General features: G+C 36.2%; 24 protein-coding genes and 1 pseudogene. 5 read left to right on the top strand and 20 right to left on the bottom strand.

The genetic code is table 11. The annotated features are described in order from the left end of the window. Positions 1–73 precede the first annotated feature (73 nt). Genes A9G42_RS14530 through A9G42_RS07550 form a run of 3 tightly spaced genes read left to right on the top strand, consistent with a single transcriptional unit; the run spans position 74 to position 1,155 of the window. Positions 74–190: a transposase gene (locus tag A9G42_RS14530; protein WP_141674760.1), complete on the top strand. Its 117-nt coding sequence runs from the start codon at positions 74–76 to the stop codon at positions 188–190. 18 nt (positions 191–208) lie between these two features. Then, positions 209–331, top strand: coding sequence for a hypothetical protein (locus A9G42_RS14320; protein WP_255309190.1), 123 nt, complete (start codon positions 209–211; stop codon positions 329–331). After that, the gene (locus tag A9G42_RS07550; protein WP_082212022.1) at positions 331–1,155 is read left to right on the top strand and encodes an IS3 family transposase; all 825 of its coding nucleotides are present in this window, start codon (positions 331–333) and stop codon (positions 1,153–1,155) included. The genes A9G42_RS14320 and A9G42_RS07550 overlap by 1 nt, the downstream gene beginning before the upstream one ends. 4 nt (positions 1,156–1,159) lie before the next feature. Here A9G42_RS07550 and A9G42_RS07545 read toward each other — a convergent pair whose 3' ends face one another. The 3 genes and pseudogenes from A9G42_RS07545 to A9G42_RS14775 form a co-directional block, all read right to left on the bottom strand. Beyond that, positions 1,160–2,272, bottom strand: coding sequence for an RHS repeat protein (locus A9G42_RS07545; protein ID WP_143426129.1), 1,113 nt, complete (start codon positions 2,270–2,272; stop codon positions 1,160–1,162). A 28-nt stretch (positions 2,273–2,300) separates the two neighbouring features. Continuing rightward, entirely contained in the window at positions 2,301–2,699 is a 399-nt protein-coding gene (locus A9G42_RS07540) for a hypothetical protein (RefSeq protein ID WP_065653098.1), read from the bottom strand. 407 nt (positions 2,700–3,106) lie between these two features. Next, positions 3,107–3,295 (bottom strand): annotated as a pseudogene (locus A9G42_RS14775) (RHS repeat-associated core domain-containing protein); the annotation flags it as partial. Between A9G42_RS14775 and A9G42_RS14310 the strand changes: the two are divergent. Beyond that, positions 3,214–3,390 carry a hypothetical protein gene (locus A9G42_RS14310; protein WP_257006392.1) on the top strand — a complete coding sequence of 59 codons (177 nt, stop codon included), beginning with the start codon at positions 3,214–3,216 and terminating at the stop codon, positions 3,388–3,390. The pseudogene A9G42_RS14775 and the gene A9G42_RS14310 overlap by 82 nt on opposite strands. Positions 3,391–3,615: 225 nt before the next feature. Here the strand turns inward: A9G42_RS14310 and A9G42_RS07530 are convergent, their stop codons facing one another. The 7 genes from A9G42_RS07530 to A9G42_RS07505 form a co-directional block, all read right to left on the bottom strand. Further along, on the bottom strand, positions 3,616–3,957 hold the full coding sequence (locus A9G42_RS07530; RefSeq protein ID WP_065642920.1) for a hypothetical protein: 342 nt from the start codon (positions 3,955–3,957) through the stop codon (positions 3,616–3,618). Positions 3,958–3,960: 3 nt separating this feature from the next. Beyond that, positions 3,961–4,863, bottom strand: coding sequence for an RHS repeat-associated core domain-containing protein (locus A9G42_RS07525; protein ID WP_065653096.1), 903 nt, complete (start codon positions 4,861–4,863; stop codon positions 3,961–3,963). After that, a complete protein-coding gene (locus A9G42_RS07520) occupies positions 4,860–5,243 on the bottom strand; it encodes an RHS repeat domain-containing protein (RefSeq protein WP_065653095.1) in 384 nt (127 codons plus the stop codon). Before A9G42_RS07520 ends, A9G42_RS07525 begins: the two co-directional genes overlap by 4 nt. 205 nt (positions 5,244–5,448) lie before the next feature. Then, positions 5,449–5,829 carry a hypothetical protein gene (locus A9G42_RS07515; RefSeq protein ID WP_065583000.1) on the bottom strand — a complete coding sequence of 127 codons (381 nt, stop codon included), beginning with the start codon at positions 5,827–5,829 and terminating at the stop codon, positions 5,449–5,451. 80 nt (positions 5,830–5,909) lie between these two features. After that, positions 5,910–6,245 (bottom strand): CdiA family toxin C-terminal domain-containing protein, encoded by a 336-nt coding sequence (locus A9G42_RS07510; protein ID WP_065653094.1) that lies wholly within the window; start codon positions 6,243–6,245, stop codon positions 5,910–5,912. Further along, positions 6,211–6,372: a hypothetical protein gene (locus tag A9G42_RS13925; RefSeq protein ID WP_179854628.1), complete on the bottom strand. Its 162-nt coding sequence runs from the start codon at positions 6,370–6,372 to the stop codon at positions 6,211–6,213. The genes A9G42_RS07510 and A9G42_RS13925 overlap by 35 nt, the downstream gene beginning before the upstream one ends. A gap of 113 nt (positions 6,373–6,485) precedes the next feature. Then, positions 6,486–6,692, bottom strand: a complete 207-nt coding sequence (locus A9G42_RS07505; RefSeq protein ID WP_065583002.1) for a hypothetical protein — start codon at positions 6,690–6,692, stop codon at positions 6,486–6,488. 444 nt (positions 6,693–7,136) lie between these two features. Here A9G42_RS07505 and A9G42_RS07495 point away from each other — a divergent pair. Beyond that, positions 7,137–8,218, top strand: a protein-coding gene (locus A9G42_RS07495; RefSeq protein ID WP_442903197.1) for an IS3 family transposase whose coding sequence is annotated in 2 segments (ribosomal slippage) — positions 7,137–7,383 and positions 7,383–8,218 — 1,083 coding nt in all. Because the reading frame shifts where the segments join, the coding sequence is not laid out codon by codon here. An 83-nt stretch (positions 8,219–8,301) separates the two neighbouring features. Here the strand turns inward: A9G42_RS07495 and A9G42_RS07490 are convergent. The 10 genes from A9G42_RS07490 to A9G42_RS07445 all read right to left on the bottom strand — a co-directional run. After that, positions 8,302–8,691: a hypothetical protein gene (locus A9G42_RS07490; protein ID WP_065583407.1), complete on the bottom strand. Its 390-nt coding sequence runs from the start codon at positions 8,689–8,691 to the stop codon at positions 8,302–8,304. Between the two features lie 2 nt (positions 8,692–8,693). Beyond that, complete coding sequence (locus A9G42_RS14485) at positions 8,694–9,665, bottom strand: RHS repeat-associated core domain-containing protein (protein ID WP_065583406.1); 972 nt, start codon at positions 9,663–9,665, stop codon at positions 8,694–8,696. Positions 9,666–9,914: 249 nt separating this feature from the next. After that, positions 9,915–10,499 carry a hypothetical protein gene (locus A9G42_RS07480; RefSeq protein WP_065583405.1) on the bottom strand — a complete coding sequence of 195 codons (585 nt, stop codon included), beginning with the start codon at positions 10,497–10,499 and terminating at the stop codon, positions 9,915–9,917. Beyond that, positions 10,496–11,422, bottom strand: coding sequence for an RHS repeat-associated core domain-containing protein (locus A9G42_RS07475; RefSeq protein WP_065583404.1), 927 nt, complete (start codon positions 11,420–11,422; stop codon positions 10,496–10,498). The genes A9G42_RS07480 and A9G42_RS07475 overlap by 4 nt, the downstream gene beginning before the upstream one ends. Positions 11,423–11,596: 174 nt before the next feature. Further along, positions 11,597–12,079, bottom strand: coding sequence for a hypothetical protein (locus tag A9G42_RS07470; RefSeq protein WP_065583403.1), 483 nt, complete (start codon positions 12,077–12,079; stop codon positions 11,597–11,599). A gap of 254 nt (positions 12,080–12,333) precedes the next feature. Further along, positions 12,334–12,612, bottom strand: coding sequence for a DUF6966 domain-containing protein (locus tag A9G42_RS07465; RefSeq protein ID WP_065583402.1), 279 nt, complete (start codon positions 12,610–12,612; stop codon positions 12,334–12,336). Further along, complete coding sequence (locus tag A9G42_RS07460; protein WP_065583401.1) at positions 12,609–13,580, bottom strand: RHS repeat domain-containing protein; 972 nt, start codon at positions 13,578–13,580, stop codon at positions 12,609–12,611. Before A9G42_RS07460 ends, A9G42_RS07465 begins: the two co-directional genes overlap by 4 nt. Before the next feature lie 173 nt (positions 13,581–13,753). Beyond that, positions 13,754–14,236 carry a hypothetical protein gene (locus A9G42_RS07455; protein ID WP_065653092.1) on the bottom strand — a complete coding sequence of 161 codons (483 nt, stop codon included), beginning with the start codon at positions 14,234–14,236 and terminating at the stop codon, positions 13,754–13,756. 375 nt (positions 14,237–14,611) lie between these two features. After that, positions 14,612–14,974 carry a DUF596 domain-containing protein gene (locus A9G42_RS07450; protein WP_065582002.1) on the bottom strand — a complete coding sequence of 121 codons (363 nt, stop codon included), beginning with the start codon at positions 14,972–14,974 and terminating at the stop codon, positions 14,612–14,614. Next, a partial coding sequence (locus tag A9G42_RS07445; RefSeq protein ID WP_143426128.1) for an RHS repeat-associated core domain-containing protein occupies positions 14,971–16,959 on the bottom strand: 1,989 nt, incomplete at its 5' end. The genes A9G42_RS07450 and A9G42_RS07445, both read right to left, overlap by 4 nt.

Raw genomic sequence — 16,959 nt, 5'->3', positions numbered from 1 at the left:
TGTAACTATCCCCTAAAATAGTACAGCAAAAAAGTAGAAAATTCTCTATGATAAAAGAAAAGGGGATTTAATTATGAAAAAAATGACTGAACACCAAATCGTAGCTATTTTAAAAGAAGCAGAGGTAGGTGTACCCGTTAAAGAGTTGTGCCGTACATATGGCATGGGTAATTCAACTTTTTATAAATGACGGGAAAAATAGGACGGTATGGAAACGTCGGATATTAAACGCTTAAAGGAGCTTGAGGCCGAAAACCGTAAGCTTAAACAGATGTTTGCTGAGCTAAGTTTAAAATCACAGCATCAGGAACAAATCATAAAAAAGCTTTAGTGCCCACAAAGGCACGTAAAACGTGGGCACAGCAACTACAACAAAATCATTCGGTTACTATTGCTATGAGTTGTGCCATTGTTGGCTTAAGCCGTTGTGCTTACTATTATCAACCTAAGTTGCAGGATGACTCGGTGATTATTTCGGTGTTGAATGCTGTCACAGACCGGCATTTACGCTGGGGCTTTCCTAAATGTTTTAATCGTATCAGAAAGCTCGGCTATAAATGGAATCATAAACGTGTTTATCGAGTGTATTGTGAGTTAAAACTGAATCTTAAAACAAAACGAAAACAACGAATTCCACCTCGGGAGCCAGAAAAGTTATTGGCTCCCAATAAACAAGGTGAATGTTGGTCAATGGATTTTATGAGTGACAGTAGTCGTAATCAACGTCGCTTTAGGACATTCAATGTCATCGATGACTTTAATCGTGAGGCGTTAGGTATTGATATTGCAGTAAGCTTACCCGCAGGAAGGATTACCCGTTACTTAGATAAACTGGCCGAATATCATGGGTATCCATTAAAAATACGGGTCGATAATGGCCCAGAATTTACAGGAAAAACCTTTACCAACTGGGCTAAATTACATGGTATAACCATTGATTATATCCAGCCCGGTAGCCCTTATCAAAATGGCTATATTGAACGATTTAATCGTACCTATCGTACTGAAGTACTCGATTTATATCTTTTTAACAACTTTGCGCAAGCAAGGAGAATAACTGAAGAAAGGTTAACGGTTTATAACACCGAAAAACCGCATGAGGCATTAAATAACATGACACCGATTGAGTATAAAACACTAAAACAAGCAGCATGATTTTCTACGTGAGTTGTGTACTAAGTTTGGGGTATTTACATAACGGCGCGGCGTAATCATATTGGGTGATTTTGCCCATTTCATCTTTAAACCAAATCACTTTACCATAAGCATTATACCGATACTCACGGGTGGTGTTATTGGGTAAGATAATTTGGGTAATTCGATTTAACGCATCATAACGATAGTGTGTGGTACTGCCGTTTTGTTGTTTTTCCCATTCTAAGCGACCAATAGCATCATAGCCAAATTGGCGTAAACCTTGAATTGAAGAGTTATCCTCTAATAATTCCCCTTGCTCTGACCAAACTAAACGTTGGTGACTCTGGTCAGGATATTGAATAAAAATGGGCTTACCTTGAGCATTATATTGATATACCGTGCTACGCTCTTGAGGGTCGATTAGCTCCAGTAAGTTCCCTTGGCTATCACGCCGAAAACGCCATTGTTGGTAAGTCTCTTTATCACCCTGAGTGAGGGTATAAATTTCCCCATGCAAGTAGTCATAATGAACACTATGCCCATCGGGATAAGTGATGGTATCTAACGCGCCAGTGATGGGGGAATAATCATAATAGGTAATATGACCTTCACCATCAATTTCAGCTGTCAGTTGCCCTTTATCATTATATTCGTAGCTTTGTACATGACCCGCCGCAGATATTTTTTGGATTAATTTACCATGGGTATTATGCTTATAATAACTTTTACTGCCATCTTGGTGGATTATCGTGACACTGTTTTCTTCATCATTCCATTGATACTGACTATCCAATTGAGGAAAGTTCGCCCATTGCCGTAAACAGCGTGCCTGCTTACCTTCATTTTGCCATGCCCAATAAAAGGTTGCCCCACCCGCCATGATTCGTGATTGAATAACATGCTTATCATCATAAGTATAGTGCTCGGTCTCATTTGCGGCATTCGTCACCGCAACAAGTTGGTGAAGCGTGTTATAAGTGTACTTTGCTAACACCGAAACACGCTGCCACTCTTGTGCGACTCGGGTGTGTAATTCAACTTGTTGGATTAAATTTATAATTGTTGAGTTACTTATGCGATTAGACCATTTAACCGCACTGGTTCGGTAAAGTCGTTGCCAAATAAAAAACTGCAAATACACAAATTTATTTACAGGGTCACCTTTACGATAAAATATCTATTCCATCATCTAAAATCTTAACGTTAACCTGTTTTAAGTTTCTATTATTAGCTAAAAACCAAATATCATCTCCATCAAATGATACTGCATTGCAATCAAAAAGACTTGCATCAAATAAAATAAGGACATTCAATGCACAAGATAATTCTTGTGCGATATAATACCCATTAATAATATTATTTAAATTAGTTGGCCAATAAATAGATATTTCAGTTTTAAAACCCTGAGTGAATTCTATATACGATATATGTAACACATTATTTTTGTTAGGAAAATTTAGTGAATCTATTTTTAATCCAGTTATGAGCTCTAACTTAGAAATAATTTCTTGCTCTGATTTTTGATCACGTAAATAAAGATTAATAAAAGGTGAATAACTCATTTTTTATCCTTCATTAAATTTAAAAGTATTTTAATTCTTTCTACTTTCTCGGAACTAAGTTTTTTATTTTTTTCTAAATGACCTAGTGTAATTAAAGCGTTATCTTTTCCTCTTTTTCTTGCTTGAACTAATATGTTATATTCTAATGATGAAATATTTACAACTCCAGGTCCAGAAACTGGGTGGACAGAATTATTATGTATACCCCATACTCTGCCTGATGATGTTGTAAATAATTCACCATCTCTAATAGCAACGCCAGATTTAATTTTAGCAAGATCAGCTAATGCCTCGGTTCTTGTTCCAGTGAAAATAGAATTACCGGTACCTTTAGGTATACTAACCCTATCTAATAAGTGTCTATCCGAAAGTTTTAGATGTTCAAACCCATTATTTTCAACCTTAATTAACCCTAACGGATCTATCCAATTTATCGGATCACCATTAACATATTGATAACTATTTAAGCCACCCAGTATGCCAATTGGGTCTTGGGTGATATATCTGCCGGTAAATGGGTCGTAGTAACGGTTTAGGTTGTAATGTAACCCCGTCTCCTCATCATAATATTGCCCTTGGAACCTTAACGGATTATCCGGCAGGGAATCTATATCGTCCTGATGGTAGGTTTCGTTTAGGTAGTTTTACCATCCACGGTTTTACTGGTGAGACGGTTAAAAATAAGAAATGACAAGACTTGGTGACAGTTTTCACTGCCACCAAATAAGCAAAATTTTTATTCGGTATGTCAGATTAAATTTGAGCTAGTACACATCTGTTTTGACTTTATTAGGTGAGCCGCCTAAATTTAATATTAATACTATTTTATAATCATGTTACATAAAACAATATTAACCGCTATTTTTATCTAAAATACATAAAATTTAAAACTAGTTTAGGTCAAAAATAGTTTTATTTAACGTTCTGATAATTTACTAATGCTATAATTATTTTTAGCAATTATTTTTAATAATGCTCTATCAGACCATGCCCCATAAAAATTAAAACATAGATAATCCCTTAGGTTTTCATCGTCAAAATATTCCATGGTGTATTTTTTGAAATTGTCTTCTACAACTATATCTAAATGGGAAAGCTCTTCATACTCAGCACTCATAGATTGAAATGATAAAACTTCTTTAAAAATAATTAACCATCTTTGCTCTTCCCAATCTTGAATAAACAACTTTAAACCTTGCAAACTTGCATTAAAACTTATAATTTTGCCATCTGATATATTCATTTCGTTTAATAACATAATTTATTGTCCTGGATGTTTTTCGCCTGGAAGAAAACCTGTACCATGACCAAGTTTATAATCTTCAGGTTTAACTTTCTGAATAGCATTTTGCCGTTTAGCCTGATTCCAAGTCAAATTATTAGGTTTAATTTCTATATGATAATGTTCACCATGGTGGCGAGGATTAAAAATTCCGCTATCACCAGGATGGCTTTCATAACGAATCCTTGTATTACTGTTAGGTTCCCAAACCATACGAGTAGTTTTATGTTGTGTAGTAGTTACTTTTGGTTCAACTTCTAATATTTTACTTAGATCATTTGGATTTTTAGGAAAATGAGTTACCGCATGTGTTACTTCCTTCTCTGCAATCCCCTCAAACCCATTATTTTCAACCTTAATCAACCCTAACGGATCTATCCAATTTATCGGATCACCATTAACATATTGATAACTATTTAGTCCGCCTAGTATACCAAGTGGGTCTTGGGTGATATACCTGCCGGTAAATGGGTCGTAGTAACGGTTTAGGTTGTAATGTAACCCCGTCTCCTCATCATAATATTGCCCTTGGAATCTTAACGGATTATTCGGCAGGGAATCTATATCGTCCTGATGGTAGGTTTCGTTTATTATCTGACCATAGGCATTATACTGGCATTCGTAGAGCGTGTCACCTAAGCTACCGGTAAGAGCAATGGGTGTGCCGAGGTGGTCGTTTTGATACCAGTAGAGTTTGATATTGTCTTGCTGCGCATTGCCGTGCACAAGGGCTAATGGACGGTAATAGTCTGGCTCGTAAAGGTAGCTTTGCCAGTGTTTATCGTTATCAGTCTCGGCAATAAGTTTACTACCTTGCCACAAATTTGTCTGGAACAAATTTGAACAACGCTTTAGCGTTGACCCTGCAAGGGTGAGTCTCATGGATGAGACGAATACATAAACTCGGTGGTTTTACCATCCACAGTTTTGCTAGTACGCCGATTAAAGGCATCATAAGTATAGGTGATGATAAGCCCCGTCGGTTTAATCACTTTGATTAACCGGTGCCGGCAGTCGTACTCATAGTGGGTAACTAGACTGTGATTTTTTCCGCATTTTTCCGCAATTAGGTTACCAAAACGGTCATACTCAAAGTGTTTATCACTAAAAAAGGTTAACCGGTTGCCTTTGGCAATATTGGCGTGAAAAGGTGTGGGGGCTAGCGCTTGGGTTTCACTGATTTTATTACCCGTTGAGTCGTAATCAAACTGCTCGACTTTTTCAGCATGATGTTGCTTGGGATTGACCTCAGGGTAAGTCACTGTGTGTAACTGACCGGCGTTATCATAACGATAACGGCGTGGCTGATGTCTGGTGATTTCGGCAAGCTATCCGTTATAATGATACTGATATTGCCAGAATTAATGCGATAAAAATCAAACAAGATAAGCTAATTGTTAAATTTTTCTTGTTAATTTTAATAAATAAAACATGCTCCCCCACTAATTATGTGAGGGATTTTACTATTTACTTTGAATAACGTTCTCTTAATTTATTCATATAAAATTCGATTGAATCTTTATCTTTAGGATGCGCTTCAATATAGCTATTTGATATTATTTGCATAAGTTCAACAAATTTTTGTGGGGAAAGCTCTGAGCTATCCATCTCTCCAACATAAAAATCAACACTTTTGAAATCTTGTGGGTCTTCATAACCTTCATCTAACGCATATCCCAACCCCTCATGTACATCGCATCCAATACCTCGTGATGCATCATAAATAAATTGTAAAAGATTCATTTTATGCTCTTTGTACATCGTCTCGATTAAGTAATATAAATCACCTCCTCCTTGTTCTTCTATTTCTTTTGCTATTTTATTTAACCATGTTAAATTATGATTCATTTTATATTCCTCTCTGGTATTGTAAGAAATGCATTGCTTATTTTACCTGTGCTTTGATTTTTTGTTACAGTGAACCAATATCAATCAATTTGCACAGAACATTCTCTTTTATCTGGATTATTTCTAAAATAATTTTCCGCTTTTTTCGCTGCTTTATTTGACATATCTGCTACTTTTGCATCGGAAAGTCTTGCTGGATCATAGGTCGTTTTCTTTTCAGCTTTTTTAAAACGAATAATTTTACCTGTATTTGGTCCGTTTGCTGCTCTAGCTGGTAGCTGAAATTCATACTCAATCAAACCAGGAAAACGTGCATCTGTATATTTAGGACCAACAATTTTAGCCTCTGTCATTTCAATTGATTCTAAAAAAGCATCTTGGTTATGAGCGCCAGAAATACCTGTTTTTTTTTGCATTTAACTGTCCTGTTTGTTTATTATGAGTAGTAACATCTGATACAAAAGTATCTGGCACTAATTGTGTATCAGTTTCTTTTCCAACAATCCCCTCAACGCCCTTGTCAGCGACCTTATTGCTGGACATCCGGTTATTATTAAGGTGAGTTAAAACAAGTTCATTATTGAACTTACGATGCAGATCTAAAAAAGATAAAAAAATCCCAACATCAGGCAGAAATTTAACAAGCTTTAATTCTGTTATAAATTAATATTGTGTTTCTCTGCTAGTTCACTAAGCATGACCCCAAATTCTAAAAGATCTTCTCTAGTCCACCCTGTTAAGGTAGGAATTTCATTTACACTGCATGAAACTAAAACAGCAGATTCAAGCTCTCTTATTAAGTTAAACTCCCTCTCACTCATTTGAACATTTAATAAATTATTTTGTTTCTCTAATATCTTCATTTTAAACCTCAGTTAATTCATTGGCGGTGTTTTTTGGATTGGTAAACGTTTAATATAGTTATCCCATCCCACAGTTTTGCTAGTACGACGGTTAAAAGCATTATAAGTATAGGTGATGATAAGCCCCGTCGGTTTAATTACTTTGATAAGTCGATGCCGGCAGTCGTATTGATAGTGGGTAACTAGACTGTGGTTTTTTCCACGTTTTTCCGCAATTAGGTTGCCAAAGCGGTCATATTCAAAGTGTTTATCACTAAAAAAGGTTAGGCGATTGCCAGTAGCACCACAATACCGTATTTTTAAGGTCGCATAAAAAAAGCAGAAAAGTAAATAAATCTTTTCTGCTGATCATGCTAGCGAGAATTCTACCTGTAACTATCCCCTAAAATAGTACAGCCAAAAAGTAGAAAATTCTCTATGATAAAAGTAAAAGAGGATTTAATTATGAAAAAAATGACTGAACATCAAATCGTCGCTATTTTAAAAGAAGCTGAAGCAGGTATTCCTGTCAAGGAACTCTGTCGCAAATATGGCATGGGTAATTCAACTTTCTATAAGTGGCGAGAAAAATACGGCGGTATGGAAACGTCGGATATTAAACGCTTAAAGGAGCTGGAGGCTGAAAACTGCAAGGTTAAGCAGATGTTTGCCGAACTGAGCTTAAAATCCCAGCTTCAGGAAGAAATCATAAAAAAGCTTTAGTGCCAACAGGGGCACGTAAAACGTGGGCACAGCAACTACAACAAAATCATTCAGTTACTATTGCTATGAGTTGTGCCATTGTTGGTTTAAGCCGTTGTGCTTACTATTATCAAGCTAAGTTACAGGATGATTCGGTGATTGTTTCGGTGTTGAATGCTATCACAGACCGGCATTTACGCTGGGGCTTTCCTAAATGTTTTAATCGTATCAGAAAGCTCGGCTATCAATGGAATCATAAACGGGTATATCGGGTGTATTGTGAATTAAAGCTTAATCTCAGGGTAAAGCGTAAAAAACGCATTCCTCCACGATGCCCGGAAAGGTTATTAGCCCCCAATAAACAAGGTGAATGTTGGTCAATGGATTTTATGAGTGACAGTAGTCGTAATCAACGTCGCTTTAGGACATTCAATGTCATCGATGACTTTAATCGTGAGGCATTAGGTATTGATATTGGTGTGAGTTTACCCGCAGGTAGAGTGACTCGTTATTTGGATAAATTGGCGGAGTATCATGGTTATCCGTTAAAAATACGCGTCGATAATGGACCAGAATTTACAGGAAAAACCTTTATAAACTGGGCTAAATCACATGATATAGCCATTGATTATATCCAGCCCGGTAGCCCTTATGAAAATGGTTATATTGAACGATTTAATCGTACCTATCGTACTGAAGTACTCGATTTATATCTTTTTAACAACTTAGCACAAGCAAGGAGAATAACCGAAGAATGGTTAACGATTTATAACACCGAAAGACCGCATGAGGCATTAAATAACATGACACCGCTCGAATATAAAACATTAAAACAGGCAGCTTAATTTTCTACGTGAGTTGTGTACTAAGTTTGGGGTATTTACATACCCATTCTTATGGTAGAGATATAAGCTGACGAATTAAACAATTAAAAATCGATAAAAGGGAATGTTTCTCTGAACAATTTTTCGACTTCTGGGTGTTTTTTTAAAGCTTCTAATGCTTGTTCTTCATTAAATGAGACATCGTCTTGAGATAATTTTTCCCCTCTTTTGACCGCTATGCCATAAACAGCCCTATCTTGCTCTTTTGTGTGCTTCCAAGAAGGAAACAAACCTATCAATTTTCGTAAGTCAGTTACTTCCCCTTTAAAATCAATCAAATCAAAAATATAATCGGGTAAATCGCTTACTTCATTTTCACCAATGACTTTTTCTGCCCAACGATTGACCTCACCCATATTGATGGCACCACTTAATAAACAGTTATATACAAAATTAATACCGATAGCCTCACTATTTTTTTCTAACCTTAGCATATTTATTTCCCCTTAGATAATGCTTCGCCACCTATATGGCCTGTTTTAAAATGCTCGTCATCTGGAACCAGTTGCATTCTAGCGCGATGTTGATGATGATGCCAAATATAATCAGGTATTTTAGATTTACCGGCATTAATTGCTTTTAACTGCTCTGGTGTAAATATCCCAGGATTTACTTCTCCCCGTTGGATAGCTCTTCGTAAATCTTCAGTTGCCATTTTCATTTGGCCTCGATAACTTTTATTGTAAAATTCAGCGCTTGGCAACACGGTGTCATATCGTGCAATATCATCAAAAATACCTAATCCTCTATTGTCAAACACAATTCTGGATTTAGGATGTCGCTGGCCTCTTAATTTAACATTTTTATTATTTGGCAATGGAACGGTGTTAGAAACCACATTACCGGGGCCGTATAGTTCTTCTAACTGCTTGCGCACAAGGTGAGGATCATAAGGCGCATGGCTCCCTAAACCAGCAAGTAATCCAAGCGGGTCAATCCAGATAATCGGATTAAAACAATATTGATAGCTATTTAATCCACCATAAAGTTTAGCCGGATCTTGGGTAATAAATCGACCCAGATTAGGAGCGTAATAGCGATTAAGATTATAATGTAAACTGGTTTCTTCATCATAATATTGTCCCTGAAATCTAAGTGGATTTATGGGTTTAATATTATTTTCAGCTTGTGGCCAATGTTCATGGATGATTTCGCCATAGGCGCTGTATTCGCATTCATAAACAGTTTCGCCAAGGCTGTCTGTAAGACGATGAGGCGTGCCTAAGTAGTTATTTTGATACCAATAGGTTTTTAACTTTTCTGACTGTCCTGCTTTTCCAAGGATTTGGGCTAGTGGTCGATGGCTATCGGGTTCATAAATATAACTTCGCCAGAATCTATCGTTATCGGCACATTCTGCTATTAATTTATGGTCTTGCCAGATAAATTCGGTGGTTTTACCCTCCACTGTTTTGCTAGTACGACGGTTAAAAGTATCATAAGTATAGGTGATGATAAGCCCCGTCGGTTTAATTACTTTGATTAGTCGATGCTGACAGTCATATTGATAGTGGGTAACTAGACGGTGGTTTTTTCCGCGTTTTTCCGCAATTAGGTTACCAAAGCGGTCATAGCCAAAAATCCTCTTCCCGCAAGTATTATACGGGGATTGGTATTTTCAGTAAGAACATTACCAGACTACTATCTTGTATTTTGATTACCATATAAATTTTTTATCTTCACATTCATAAAAAATCTTAGCTACATATATAGTAAAAGGTGAATTACAATTTGGGCATTTTTTAAATTTATAGTTTTTTATTTTCTTATCCAATAATTCAGATCCCAAACGATAATCAAAGTTAGTTTTTTCAGTTTCAACAGTATAAACTTCAGAAGAATCAACAACCAAACCCATATATTCCGCTCGGCAATTTCTACAAAGCACTATTTTAACCATTCTTGCTCTAATTGAACGGCTAAAATCTTCATCACTAAAACAACCATTTGCTACCTTTTTATCTAACTCTGTTAAATTGACATCATCTGGCCATATAATGCAATATGGTGTGTCATAAAGGGGTATATAGTCTCCTCGAAGCGTTTTTAACCGATAATTTTTAAAAATAGCTAATCTTGTATTCACCCCACTTTGTAAGGTTTTATAAAAATCAAAAGAGGGATTGATCTTCTCCCCTAATAAGGTTATATTAGTTCTAAATAACTCTCCTTCCTCTTTCATGATATCATCATTAGGAAAAATATATTTAAAGTTAACACCTTCTGCTTTTATCCATTTCATGGTTTTACCCCGTTAATAATTAAATATTCTAATTCTGTTGATGTTTCTAATGTATGTTGAATAGCTTGGCTTCTTGGCATTTTGATATGAATAATTATTTTATTACTATTAAACCCCCATTCAGCTGCTTTTTCGGCGTTAGTGGTAAAAGATATTAAAGAACGCTTTCCTATTTCTTTAAGCTCGTGTCCCCACTCTCCATGAGCTCGAATATATTGATCCAACGTTCCCCAATCGTGTATTTGTTTTGCATGAGCATATTTTGATTCAATAATAGCTTTACTTACAGCATCTCTTCCCAATATACCATCTCTTATTGCCTGCTCATAAGCGTTATATCCCGTTTCGCTAAAAACCCAACCTGTTTCATGATAAGCTTGAATTTCTGCAGTATTATCTGTACCACGATAAAGATCTATAAAATCCAATCCTAACGGATATATTCCACTAATAGGATTATTGCCTACATATCGATATAGGTTGATATCACTTAAAATTCCTATTGGATCTTGAGTAATATACCTACCAATAAACGGGTCATAATAGCGATTAAGATTATAATGTAACCCCGTTTCCTCATCATAATATTGCCCTTGGAATCTTAATGGGTTATCCGGCAGGGAATCTATATCGTCCTGATGATAGGTTTCGTTTATTATCTGCCCATAGGCATTATACTGGCATTCGTAGAGGGTGTCACCTAAGCTGCCGGTAAGGGCAATGGGTGTGCCGAGGTGGTCGTTTTGGTACCAGTAGAGTTTGATATTGTCTTGCTGCGCATTACCGTGCACTAGGGCTAAGGGACGGTAAGAGTCTGGCTCGTAAAGGTAGCTTTGCCAGTGTTTATCGTTATCGGTCTCGGCAATAAGTTTATTAGACTGTGGCCTTTTCCACGTTTTTCCACAATCAGGTTGCCAAAGCAATCATGCTCAAAGTATATGCCACCAAAAAACATTTGGGTTTATCATAATATTAACGCTAATAACATCATAGCAAATGGTTAGTTGACACAATAATAATTTAAATCTAGCGAAAGTAAGCTAAGTATTAAGCTTACCTTGCCGATTTGATATGTTAAATTGAATCTAAATTGGAACTTATTCTACAGAATCTAATGAAACTGCCATTTCTAATACCATATCTAAGTAAGACTTTTCTCCATTACTGCCTCTTCTTTTCAATTCATCATGAGCATAGACAATTTCAACTTTAGAACCTATTTGAAAAAGCTTCTTATCTTCTTTGTTAATATAATCATAAATGCTTTCTTCACACGTAGAGCCATTGTTTAATAATAAACTAAAACTATTATCAATTGATGATGGATCTTGACCTGCTACGTAAGTTCTAGTTATTACTCCAGTTACATATTGTAAAGGCATTCGACCTTGGTTAATGTTATCCCACCATTCCTGTGATCCAAAAAGGCCATAGGTACCTTTTAATCCCATATAGGGTTTTGACTTATCAAGAGTAAGTGATTGTGCCAATGGAATTTGTTCAGGTTTAGCCTTTAATTCTTCAGATAGGAGATAGACTAATTTCATTGGTATTTTTGAATTTTCTAATTTTAATAGCATATTTTTACCTTTATTTTACTTTTTCAAAATGAACAATATTTTCATTAAAAATCTCTATACCTCTACCTTGTCCAAGTTGAGTTGTCATTTGCCCGCCTTCAACTTTAAAACGAGTATTGGTTTTCATCCATTTTCCAGTTTTAATCGACATATTAGAGAAATGAGAAATTATAGAATTTGGTGGTAACGTTAATTATCACCAAATGGACAAAAGCTTTAAAAGGTATGTTTGACAAAGTAAAACCTCTTTCAAATTAATTATTTGTAATTAATTTATACAGCTGAGTTCTTAAATCATCTAATCTGTTATTTTCATTAATTAATGGTTTTTTATTATTATGTAACACTATATCATTAAAAGATCCCATACCTCCATATAGTATTAATATTTGATTTTTTACAGCTTCGAAATTAATTTCTATGTCTTCACTAAATTTCATAAAACTATTTCCCCAGTCAGGGTAATTTCCTTTTTTCAATAATATGGATATTTCAAAAAGAATTAACTTTATTTTTTTTATATGATTATTCATTTTAATGGTTTAATCTCCATAATTTCTGCTTCCTTTATTGTCCATGGTTTAGGTACAATGATTTGTTGTGTTCCTCCTATATAAATACCATTCTGAGCACCCACTTCCCCCACATAAACTTTCGTACCTGCGGGAATTTTTATGGCTATAGATGAGTCAATTGGAGAGGTTCCTCCTCCTGGCCATTTCGGTAATACAGCTTTATCTATACGAGTCTGTAAAATACCTTGGGGAGATTCTACACTGAAAAATTGACCGAAAGGCTTATCTGCTGTTCCAGCGCGATATAAAATTATATCTTGTTCAAGTACAATTTCTTTATACCTACCTCCAGCAAAAGTTCCAGCTAAATCATCTGTTAATGGACCGGGTTTGATTGCGCTATATTCGCCAATATTTTTACCTTGTAGATAATTTTTCGTCTCCTCTCCAGCGATCCCCTCAAACCCACTATTTTCAACCTTAATCAACCCTAACGGATCTATCCAATTTATCGGATCGCCATTGACATATTGATAACTATTTAATCCGCCCAGTATACCTAGTGGGTCTTGGGTGATATATCTGCCGGTAAATGGGTCGTAGTAACGGTTTAGGTTGTAATGAAGTCCTGTTTCCTCATCATAATATTGCCCTTGGAATCTTAATGGGTTATCGGGCAGGGAATCTATATCGTCCTGATGGTGGGTTTCGTTTATTATCTGTCCATAGGCATTATACTGGCATTCGTAGAGGGTGTCACCCATGTTGCTGGTGAGGGCAATGGGTGTGCCGAGGTGGTCGTTTTGATACCAGTAGAGTTTGATGTTATCTTGTTGGGCATTACCATGCACAAGAAGGGCTAAGGGACGGTAAGAGTCTGGCTCGTAAAGGTAGCTTTGCCAGTGTTTATCGTTATCGGTCTCGGCAATAAGTTTATTAGACTGTGGCCTTTTCCACGTTTTTCCACAATCAGGTTGCCAAAGCAATCATGCTCAAAGTATATGCCACCAAAAAACATTTGGGTTTATCATAATATTAACGCTAATAACATCATAGCAAATGGTTAGTTGACACAATAATAATTTAAATCTAACAAAGTAAGCTAAGTATTAAGCTTACCTTGCCGATTTGATATGTTAAATTGAATCTAAATTGGAAGTTATTCTACAGGCTCTAATGAGACTGTCATTTCTAAAGCTGTTTTAGAGCGATTTATTTTACCATCAAAATCTGGTTGTAATTTCATTTCATCTAATGCATAAACGATACTTGCACTATATCCTATTTTAAAGAGCTTTGAATCTTCTTTTTTGTTGGTATAAATACCAACAGATTGAATTGTCCCATCTTCAAGTAATAAATCAACTGTATTATTAAAATTTGAGGGATCTTGCCCTGCTACATAAGCTTTTTTTATTATTCCTGAAATAAATAATAAAGGTATCCTCCCCTGCTCAATACTATTCCACCACTCTTTTGATCCAAAAAGACCATTGGTACCTTTGAGACCCATTGTAGGTTTTGATTTGTCTAACGTTAATGCTTGTGTTAAAGCGACTCTTTCTGGATTATTTTTTAATTCCTTTGATAATAAAAAGACCATTTTCATTGGAACTTTAGAAGTTTCTAATTTTAATAGCATATTTTTACCTTTATTTTACTTTTTCAAAATGAACAATATTTTCATTAAAAATTTCTATGCCTCTACCTTGTCCAAGTTGAGTTGTCATTTGCCCACCTTCAACTTTAAAACGAGTATTGGTTTTCATCCATTTTCCAGTTTTAATCGACATATTAGGAAATATGAGAAATTCTAAGGTATGTTTGATGAAGTAAAGGCTAGTTCAATATATTAAAATTAGTTATAATTGAATTCCATGATAATTATTTAGCTAGCCACGCCTTCCGAACGAATCTTGTCGGATATATCTGCCGATAAACAAGTCGTAATAAAGGTTAAATTGTAATGTAATTGTCTTTCTTCATCATAATATTGCCTTTATAGCAATTTTTTAATTTAAGTCCAAACCTCTTGACCATTACTGGTAATCCAAACAATGCCGCAATTTAATTTCACATAGAACCACATACCTACATCATCTAGATCATCATCCTCGTTATCGGGAGGGTAAGGAGGCCAAATATTCTTAATAGAATTAATTTGTTCTTCAATTGTGCCAGATAAAAAAATTCCATTTCTAGCTAATCTAATATGTCCATCTTTTATTAATTTTTCTAATATTCTAAAAAATAAATCTTTTCTTATTTCGTAGGGTATTTTTATATCTTTCGTGTAATTATCTAAATGTTGCCACATTGTGCCCATTGAATAACCAAAAGCACTTTCTAAAATAGAATTATAAATTTTTTTAAAATTCATTGAAATTTCATCTCCACTCTGTTTCCTTTATTAATACTCGGGTTTTTGATATCTATAGTCCATTTTGCTTTAGTTTGTGCTACAGATTCGGAAAAATTTCTTAACGTAATATTACTACCAGCATTGGGACCTTCTGTGATCTTAATTGAATATATCGTTCCTTTCCCCGGAATAATTTTTGCTGTTGGCATAGTATCAACACCAGATAGACGTTTAAAATAAGCCATAACATCAGCCTCAGATGCTCCAGTGAATACCGGTGCTCCAATACTGACATTTTTATCGGCGACGAGTATTTTACCATTTACTGAAATGGTAAAATCTTTAGGATGAATGTTTTTATTGTTATATAGAGCAGCTAGATTGTCCATTTCTGTTTTTGCTAATTGTTGTAAGCTTTTGGCTCCCTCTCCAGCAACCTCCTCAAACCCATTATTTTCAACCTTAATCAATCCTAACGGATCTATCCAATTTATCGGATCACTACCGGCATATTGATAACTATTTAAGCCACCCTGTATACCAAGTGGGTCTTGAGTAATATATCTGCCGGTAAACGGGTCGTAATAGCGGTTTAGGTTGTAATGAAGTCCTGTTTCCTCATCATAATATTGCCCTTGGAACCTTAACGGATTATTCGGCAGGGAATCTATATCGTCCTGATGGTAGGTTTCGTTTATTATCTGACCATAAGCATTATACTGGCATTCGTAGAGCGTGTCACCTAAGCTGCCGGTAAGGGCAATGGGTGTGCCGAGGTGGTCGTTTTGGTACCAGTAGAGTTTGATATTATCTTGTTGGGCATTGCCGTGCACAAGGGCTAAGGGACGGTAAGAGTCTAGCTCGTAAAGGTAGCTTTGCCAATGTTTATCGTTATCGGTCTCGGCAATAAGTTTACTACCTTGCCAGATAAACTCGGTAGTTTTACCATCTACGGTTTTACTGGTACGACGGTTAAAGGCATCATAAGTATAGGTGATGATAAGCCCCGTTGGTTTAATCACTTTGATTAACCGGTGCCGGCAGTCGTACTCATAGTGGGTAACTAGACTGTGGTTTTTTCCGCGCTTTTCGGCAATTAGGTTACCAAAGCGGTCATATTCAAAGTGTTTATCACTAAAAAAGGTTAATCGGTTGCCTTTGGCGATATTGGCATGAAAAGGCGTGGGGGCTAGTGCTTGGGTTTCACTGATTTTATTGCCCGTTGCGTCATAATCAAACTGCTCGACTTTTTCAGCATGATGCTGCTCGGGATTGACCTCAGGGTAAGTTACGGTGTGTAACTGGTCAGCGTTATCATAACGGTAACGGCGTGGCTGATGTCCGGTAATTTCAGCAAGCTGTCCGTTAGGATTGTAGTGATATTGCTGTTGCCAAATTGGCGTTGGCGAGGTCTGGGTGCTAATATCATAACCATGATAACGTTGATGGGCAATAAGTTGCCCTAGTGGGTCATACTGGTAACGGTTAACCAGCCCATTACCCTGACGACGTTCACACTCTCGCCCTTGTTTATCCCAACGAAAAGCGGCTAATGGCTGGTGGTCGAGTGTCATTCCCAGTAGCTGACCCTGATTGTAATGATATTCTAACCATTGCCCATCGGGCAGTTTAGTGCCATTGAGTAAGCCGGTGTTTTCATCGTAGCGATGACGGATAGTCGCCCAGTTTTGGTGTTCGGCTGTGAGTTGATTACTTTTGTTATATTCCCAACCTAATACATTCTCGTTATCTTTTACCGCTATCAAGCGACCGATAGTATCATATTCATAGTGCTCAATATTTCCATCCGGTAATATTTTTTGAATTAATCGCCCAAGGCTGTCACGCTCATATCGGGTAATAAATGGCTCAGATTGATGTTCATCTCCGTATTCACAACGGGCAATAAGTTGGTTGTTTTTATTATAATGGTACGTGGTTTTTATATTATCAAAACCAATTTCTTCACTTAATAATCCATCAGCTGTGTAACGAAATTGATA

Source organism: Gilliamella sp. Nev6-6 (assembly GCF_001690605.1).
Taxonomy (GTDB): Bacteria; Pseudomonadota; Gammaproteobacteria; order Enterobacterales; family Orbaceae; genus Gilliamella; species Gilliamella apicola_C.
The sequence above is the reverse complement of the archived record's forward strand: the minus strand, read 5'-3'. Positions and strand labels throughout refer to the sequence as shown.